Source organism: Parabacteroides sp. AF14-59 (assembly GCF_003479515.1).
Lineage (GTDB): Bacteria > Bacteroidota > Bacteroidia > Bacteroidales > Tannerellaceae > Parabacteroides > Parabacteroides faecis.
On the sequence record NZ_QUHH01000048.1, the window covers coordinates 1 to 7,945 of the forward strand.

At 33.3% G+C, this 7,945-nt stretch carries 9 protein-coding genes and 1 pseudogene; 7 read left to right on the forward strand and 3 right to left on the reverse strand.

Annotated features, from left to right (window positions below; genetic code table 11):
* The 7 genes from DWW23_RS26010 to DWW23_RS27090 all read left to right on the forward strand — a co-directional run.
* A partial coding sequence (locus DWW23_RS26010) for an EpsG family protein (protein WP_122357361.1) occupies positions 1-1,121 on the forward strand: 1,121 nt, incomplete at its 5' end.
* A gap of 1 nt (position 1,122) precedes the next feature.
* Complete coding sequence (locus DWW23_RS26015) at positions 1,123-1,857, forward strand: glycosyltransferase family 32 protein (protein ID WP_122357362.1); 735 nt, start codon at positions 1,123-1,125, stop codon at positions 1,855-1,857.
* Between the two features lie 18 nt (positions 1,858-1,875).
* Positions 1,876-2,865 carry a glycosyltransferase family 1 protein gene (locus DWW23_RS26020; protein WP_122357363.1) on the forward strand — a complete coding sequence of 330 codons (990 nt, stop codon included), beginning with the start codon at positions 1,876-1,878 and terminating at the stop codon, positions 2,863-2,865.
* 145 nt (positions 2,866-3,010) lie between these two features.
* Positions 3,011-4,597 carry an alginate lyase family protein gene (locus DWW23_RS26025; RefSeq protein WP_122357364.1) on the forward strand — a complete coding sequence of 529 codons (1,587 nt, stop codon included), beginning with the start codon at positions 3,011-3,013 and terminating at the stop codon, positions 4,595-4,597.
* Between the two features lie 9 nt (positions 4,598-4,606).
* Complete coding sequence (locus tag DWW23_RS26030; protein ID WP_122357365.1) at positions 4,607-5,827, forward strand: glycosyltransferase family 4 protein; 1,221 nt, start codon at positions 4,607-4,609, stop codon at positions 5,825-5,827.
* Positions 5,828-5,833: 6 nt separating this feature from the next.
* On the forward strand, positions 5,834-6,988 hold the full coding sequence (gene wecB / locus DWW23_RS26035; protein ID WP_122357366.1) for a non-hydrolyzing UDP-N-acetylglucosamine 2-epimerase: 1,155 nt from the start codon (positions 5,834-5,836) through the stop codon (positions 6,986-6,988).
* Between the two features lie 17 nt (positions 6,989-7,005).
* The gene (locus DWW23_RS27090; protein ID WP_122357369.1) at positions 7,006-7,197 is read left to right on the forward strand and encodes a nucleotidyltransferase domain-containing protein; all 192 of its coding nucleotides are present in this window, start codon (positions 7,006-7,008) and stop codon (positions 7,195-7,197) included.
* Here the strand turns inward: DWW23_RS27090 and DWW23_RS26620 are convergent.
* The 3 genes and pseudogenes from DWW23_RS26620 to DWW23_RS26050 all read right to left on the reverse strand — a co-directional run.
* Entirely contained in the window at positions 7,138-7,335 is a 198-nt protein-coding gene (locus tag DWW23_RS26620; protein ID WP_187576716.1) for a hypothetical protein, read from the reverse strand. The two genes, DWW23_RS27090 and DWW23_RS26620, sit on opposite strands and share 60 nt — an antisense overlap.
* 72 nt (positions 7,336-7,407) lie before the next feature.
* Positions 7,408-7,601, reverse strand: a pseudogene (locus DWW23_RS26045) (glucosaminidase domain-containing protein); the annotation flags it as partial.
* Between the two features lie 20 nt (positions 7,602-7,621).
* On the reverse strand, positions 7,622-7,945 hold a 324-nt coding region (locus DWW23_RS26050; protein WP_122357370.1), incomplete at its 5' end, for a hypothetical protein.

The following is a 7,945-nucleotide window of genomic DNA, read 5'->3' on the forward strand; positions in this document are numbered from 1 at the left end:
TTATGATGATTGTAACATCTAATTTAGCTGTACATAGTCATAAAAAATGGATGATTATTATTCCTGTATTATTGTTTTCAATTATATTTGGAATGCGTTATGGAGTTGGAATAGATTATTATGCATATTTGGATATATTTAAATATGGTAATAATTCTTATTATGGAGATTTTGAGCCTGCATTTATGTTTATAATATCTTTGTCTCATTATTTTAATATAGGTTCTTTTGGATATTTTTTTATTTTAGCTTTCATCCAGATTTTATTTTTATACTTATCGTTTATAAAACATAGATTTGTTTTGCCTTTTTTGCCTGTTGTTTTAATATTTACAGGAATAGCAATGACTGGTTTTATGAATTCAATACGCCAAACTATAGCATTTTGTATATTCGTTTTTTCAATACATTATATATCTAACAAAAAACTAATTTCTTATTGTGCATTGATAGTATTATCTTCTTTATTTCATCGATCTGCATTAATTTTGTTTCCTCTTTATTTTTTATGGTATAATAAAGATCAATGGTTTAGTAACATAAACAAGCAAGTAGTACTTGTTTTAATTTCATTTATTACGGCAAATATAATTTCTTTGCAACAAATTGTAGAATATTTTGATCTATTGATAGAGTGGTTGGGATATTCTCGTTATTTAGATAATCATGGTGATAAAATGTATAATGAGTCATCTATTGGATTGGGATATATAATGATTTTGTTTATTTACTTGTTAATTATTACCAATAGTAAAAAGATGAAATTAATGTTTGCAGATAAAACATTTAATATAATGTATGATCTTTTTATAATAGGAGTGCTTTGTGAATTTCTTTTTCACAGTAGTCAAATGATGATGCGAATTACGTATTATTTTAATGGTTTTAAAATAATATTGATGACTTATGCATTATTTTATTTTTATAAGCAACGATTTTCTAATGGCATCTGTTTTGCTAGATTTGTTGTTGTATCATTGATTTTTATCTTGTTTTTTATCAGAATAATTCTTTTCTCAGAAACAAATACAGTACAGTATGTTTTTAGTTTTCAAAAAGAATGGCATTCTATAAAAGATGCTCAACATACTAATATGATTCGAATTTTAAAAGCAAATTGATATGATACCTAAGATTATTCATTATTGTTGGTTTGGAAATAATCCATTGCCTACATTAGCGATAAAATGTATAGCTTCATGGAAAAAGTATCTTCCAGATTATGAAATAAAAGAATGGAATGAGGAGAATTTTGATATAAATATTATTCAATATGTAAAAGAAGCCTATAACGCTAAAAAGTATGCATTTGTAAGTGATTATGCACGTTTTTGGATTTTATATAATTATGGTGGACTTTATTTTGATACAGATGTAGAAATTATTCGTCCTATGGATGAGATTATTATTCGTGGTTCGTTTATGGGATGTGAATACGATGGGAAACCTGGAAGAGGAATGCCTTTAGTTGCTCCTGGTCTTGGTCTTGGAGCAATAAAAGAACTTGCCTTTTATAGGGAAATATTGAGATTATATGATGGAATGAAATTTATTAATGATGATGGAACTTGTAATTTAACAACAATTGTAAAATATACAACACAAGTATTATGCAAATATGGATTAAAAGATATTTCTGGTATACAGGAAGTATCTTCAATTATTATATATCCGCAAGAGTTTTTTTGTCCTTTGCATGGAAGTCAAGTGAAATTTACAAAGAATACATATACAATACATCATTATATGGGGTCATGGGTAAAACAAGGTATTAGGAAGAAAATTATATTTATTATACATAATCTTATTTGCCAATATTATAAAATGAAAATTGCAATATTTCGAACTTTTTTATAGTAGATAATAATTTGTATTATGTATAAGAAAAATGAATTACTTATTATTGGTAGAAAACCAATATTAATAGGGGGAGTTACTATTCATGTAAGTCGATTAATTTCTTTGCTGGATAAAGTGAATGTATTGTATGATTTTTATGATTTAAATATATTTAATGTGTATAGTTTTATTAATGTCATTAAAATAACAAAATATGCACATTTGCATTCATCTTCTCCTTTGTTTCGATTTTTTTTTGTTCTTATTTGCAAAATATTTAATACGAAATCTATAATTACATATCATGGTGATTTAGGACGATTTTCTTCTTTTTATAATTTGATAGACTATCTTTCTGTTCGATTGGTGGATATACCTATTGTTATAAATAAGAAAAGTTATTTTAGAGCAATTATGTATAATAATGAAACAATTTGTATGAGTGCTTATATTCCAAATATGTATGTTGAAACTTTAGATGTATCGATTTTGAATAAGATAAATGAGTTGAAAAAATGTGTAAATTTTCTTGTTTGTACTAATGCTTCTAGCTATGCTTTGGATAAATATGGTAAAGAAATTTATGGTGTCAAAATTTTGGTGGATTTATTCAGAAAACATCCTGACTGGGGATTGATTATATCTGATCCTTCTGGTGGTTATTCTAAATTGTTATGCAATTTAGAAAAAAATATCTTAGTGATAAGTAAACCTCATAGTTTTATTCCAGTTTTAGAGAAATCGGATTGTTTTGTAAGATATACGTCAACAGATGGTGATAGCCTTTCTATACATGAAGCTTTAAACTGTGGTGTACATGTCGTTGCTACAAATGTTGTAGACAGACCTGAAAATGTTTATCAGGTTCTCCATGGAGATATAGATCAATTAACTTCTTTATTTCAACACTTGGAACTTGAAGGTGTTAAACCGAAGTGTGAAATTGATGATTTACTTGAGATTGATATTTTGAAATTTTATAAAAAACTATTTTTAGATAATAACACAAATAATTTAATATCTTAAGTTGAATTTTACTATGTTGTAGCAAGTTTTCTTATTTGCTGATTCATTGATCTCTATTAATAGCATTATAAATACAACAAAAGTATCTTTTACTTATATGATAATTCTTAAAGAAAATTGTTAGGTATAAATCGATTAACTATAAATGGATTTAGGTAGATATTATTATACTCTTCGTTATTTAAAGTTCTGTCAACTTTTTTATCAGGTGATATACCGGATAAGAAAATTGATCAGACATTACATCGGATTTAGATACCCCTTGTTACTACATCAAAAAGGAATTTCATTATCTTTTTATTCTTTTATTTCTAAAAATAACAGTTTATATAAAGATGATATTTTCTGTTTTTTAAATCAGACATCAAAGTTTATTCATTGGAATGATGAGAAATATGGGAAACTGTGGTCTTATAATCTAAATTATATGGACTTTCTTCATCAGGATAACTCTTCTTTGGAAATTGGACGTTACTGGATCAATAGATTTATAAATGAGATAAAATTAAACAGAAATGGTTTGGAACCTTATCCAATTGCTTTGCGAGGCATTAATTGGATTAAATTTATCTCTCTGAATTATTCGAATATTTCATTGGAAGAGAAAAAAATATGGGATGCCTCGCTATATGCCCAATATAAAATTCTGCAGGATAATTTGGAATACCATTTATTGGGAAATCATTTGTTAGAGGATTCTTTTTCTTTGTTATGGGCTGCCTTGTATTTTGAAGATAAATTAATTTATAGACAAGCGGAGCAATTGTTATTCAAAGAACTGGAGGAGCAAATTTTGCCTGATGGAGCTCATTATGAATTAAGCCCAATGTATCACGAGATTCTTTTGGATCGTTTATTAGATTGTATCAATATTAGTAAAAATAATCATCGGTTTGATAAGCAAATATTACTTACAAATTGGTTGGAGGAGAAGGCTGTTTTAATGTTAGGATGGCTGGAGGCAATCATATTTAGGGATGGTTCAATACCGTTGTTTAACGATGCGGCAAATGGAATAGCTCCTACATCAAATGAAATATTCGCTTATGCGCAGCGATTAGGTTTAGTTTGGGTAAAGATCCCTCTAAAAGAATCTGGTTATCGTAAATTTTCATCTTCCCGAATAGAATTGACTATGGATGTTGGTATGATTGGACCGGATTATATTCCAGGTCATGCTCATGCTGATACATTTAATTATGAACTTCGGATAGATGGTAAGCCTTTTATTGTTGATACGGGAATCTCAACGTATAATAAAAATAAACGGCGGCAATATGAACGGGAAACAAGAGCTCATAATACAGTGACATTAGAGGATATGAGTTCTAGTCAAGTTTGGGGAGGATTTCGAGTTGCAAAGCGTGCTACTATAATTCTTTTAGTTGAAGAGGAAGATAAAGTGAGGGCTATTCATAATGGATATGAGGATTTAGGTGTTAAACATGAGAGAATATTCCGTAAAACAGGAGATTGCATAATAATCAGTGATAGCTTATTAGCCAGTACATCTATTCAAGGAATAAATATCATAATTTTTAGTCCTTCTGTACAAATTCTGTCGGTAGAGAATAATTTGGTTTATACAAATCAGGGGAGAATATTAATGAATGGAGTTGACTGTATTCGGTTAGAAGAGTGTGAGGTATCCAATTCTTACAATGTCCGTCTGAGTACACATAAGATCTGCTGTTTATTTACTTCTCATATGGAGTATTTTATATATTTATAGTACATTGTAATGAAAATTCTTTTTTTAACGGATAATTTTCCTCCAGAAGTAAATGCTCCGGCAACTCGAACGTTTGAACATTGTAGACAGTGGGTTCTGGATGGAATAGATGTTACAGTAATAACCTGTTTCCCTAATTTCCCTCAGGGAAAAGTTTATAGAGGATATAAAAATAAGTTTTGTCAAAGTGAGATAATAGACGGCATACATATTATTCGTGTTTGGACTTATATAACAGCTAATAAGGGATTTGTAAAACGGACATTAGATTATATAAGTTTCTCTGTTTCTGCTTTCATTACCGGATTATTTCAAAAAACGGATTTGATTATTGCTACTTCCCCTCAGTTTTTCACAGCTTTGGCGGGACGAACATTGTCTTTCTGGAAAGGAAAGCCCTGGATAATGGAAGTCCGTGATCTATGGCCTGAATCTATTAAGACAGTGGGAGCAATGAATGACAATATCTTGATTCGATATTTTGAATGGCAGGAAAAACGTTGTTATCATTCCGCTCAAAAAATCATAGTAGTGACAGATTCTTTTAAACGAAAGCTGGTAGAAAGAGGTATTGATTCGTCAAAAATAGAAGTTGTAAAAAACGGAGTGAACCGATCTCTTTTTGTTCCTGAGGTTAAAGATCTGCAGTTGTTGAATGAATTAGGTTTACAAAATAAAAAGATTATCGGCTACATCGGTACACATGGGATGGCACATAAATTGGATTTCATTCTGCAATGTGCTAAAAAGATGGAAGGAAAGAATAATTATCATTTTATTTTTCTTGGAGATGGAGCTGAAAAGCGCAACCTATTGGATTTGAAGGAAAAAATGAACCTCAAAAATGTGACAATGCTTGATTCTGTGTTTAAGTTAGAAGTAAAAAGGTATATTTCTATTTTGGATATTGCTTTGATAAATTTGCGGAAATCGGAACTGTTTACGACTGTTATTCCTTCCAAGATATTTGAAAATGCAGGTATGGAAATCCCTATTTTAATGGGAGTGAATGGTGAGGCTCGCGAGATTATTGAGTCTTATCATGCCGGTTTATGTTTCGAGCCAGAGTCTGAAATTGATTTTTGTGAAAAGTTGGACTTATTGTTGACGGATAAAAACTTATACAACGAATGTAAAGAGGGGTGTAGGAAATTATCCTTGGACTTTGATCGTAATTTGTTGGCAAACAAAATGCTTCAAATAATTACAAAAATAAATGGTGAAAAATAATTTTCAATGAAAACAATAATGCTCGTCTTCGGGACCCGTCCCGAAGCAATTAAAATGGCTCCCTTGGTGAAGGAGTTTGAGAAGTATCCAGAACAGTTTAAAACAGTGGTTTGTGTGACTGGTCAACATCGCGAAATGCTGGATCAGGTGCTTCATCTTTTTGAAATCCATCCAGATTATGATTTGAATATCATGAAGCAAGGACAGGATTTATATGATGTGACTGCCCGTGTCCTTACCGGCATGCGGGATGTACTCAAAGAAGTACAACCGGATCTCGTCCTGGTACATGGTGATACGACTACTTCGACGGCTTCTGCTTTGGCTGCTTTCTATCAGCAGATACCGGTGGGGCATGTTGAAGCGGGGCTTAGGACACATAACATGTATAGTCCCTGGCCGGAAGAGATGAACCGTTTGATAACGGGGAGGATTGCTACGTATCATTTTTCTCCGACTCAATTAAGCTGTCAAAATTTATTGGATGAAGGTGTGAAGCAGAAGTCTATTCTTGTCACAGGAAACACTGTGATCGATGCTTTATATCTGGTAGTCGATAAAATTAAAGGAAATGAAGAGTTACAAAAGGCATTGACGGAAGAATTAAAAACTGCCGGATATGAAATCAGGGATCGTCGCCTTGTTCTTATTACCGGACACCGCCGCGAGAATTTTGGAGAGGGGTTCATTCAAATGTGTAAAGCTATCAAGGCATTGGCAGAGAAGTATCCGGAAACGGATTTTGTTTATCCGATGCATCTGAATCCGAACGTGCGTAAACCGATTCATGAGGTTTTCGGAAATTCGGATTTGCAGAATATGTTTTTCATTGAACCGTTGGAATACTTGCCGTTTGTTTACCTGATGGAAAAATCGACCATTGTGCTTACCGATAGCGGTGGAATACAAGAAGAGGCTCCGGGATTAGGTAAACCGGTATTGGTTATGCGTGATACAACCGAACGTCCTGAGGCTCTGGAAGCAGGAACGGTTAAATTGGTGGGGACAGATTATGATAAGATTGTACATGAAGTTTCCGCTTTGCTGGATGATAAAGGATATTATGATAAAATGAGTAAAGCTGTGAACCCTTATGGAGATGGTAAGGCTTGTGAAAGAATTGTTCATTTTGCAATGACAATTTGTTTCATAAATACATAGTTACTATCATTTGTGATATGAAGCAAACGCGAGAATACATATTATCTGAAATAAAAAAGACTTTACAAACGGTAGCACCGAATGCGAAGGCTATGCTGTTTGGTTCTAGGGCGAGGAATGATGCCCGCGAAGATTCAGATTGGGATATTTTAATTTTGATCGAAAAAGATAAGATTAGGAACGAGGATTTTGATTTTACTGATCCGTGAGATATCCCGGTCGGTAATTCCGGAGACGTCCATGCTTTCAGCATGTTTTCGGTAAGCCTTCAACAGACAATCATAGATGGCATATCCGGTCGCTTTGTTGCAGCGAATCATGCGTCGGTAGTTTTCTTTGTAACTCATGCGGTAAATAATTTGTACAGACCACCGATCAGTCTCGCAGCCATCAGACTGTAACCGGCAATATCTATGGGTTCCTTTCCAGAAGGCGTTGGGACGTCCGTAGGCGGTGATACCGAAGAAATTGTTATGTTCCTTTGCAGTGTACTTTCTCCCCAGCCGGTTTCGATGGCCGATTGGGCAAGGATAACAACCGGATTGATTCCGAAACATTCCCCCGCCTTTTGGGCGGGAGAGTGGTATAGTTTGATAAATTCCTGTTTTAACATGACGGATGATTGATACGTTACTATTCGATTTCCGGACGGTCCGAACCACCTCCTGTAGGCGGAGTGACGGTTTCGGTATCCATCTTTTCATATTTGGCATTTTTGCGGATCTCGTTGAGCATGGTGCCCGGTGAGAAGACGATACGAGCCTTGTTGAAGAGGGAGACATTGAAGTCCTTTTCGTTTTCAGTTCCTTTGCTGCCTGCAACCATACGGAAGTTACCCAAGCGGCTCATCTGGATCACATCGCCTTCTTCCAGGCGTTCTTCCATGACGGAAAGAAGACCTTCGATGACGAGCATCACATCACCAATAAAAGCGGTGCTTCGAACGGCAATCAGATC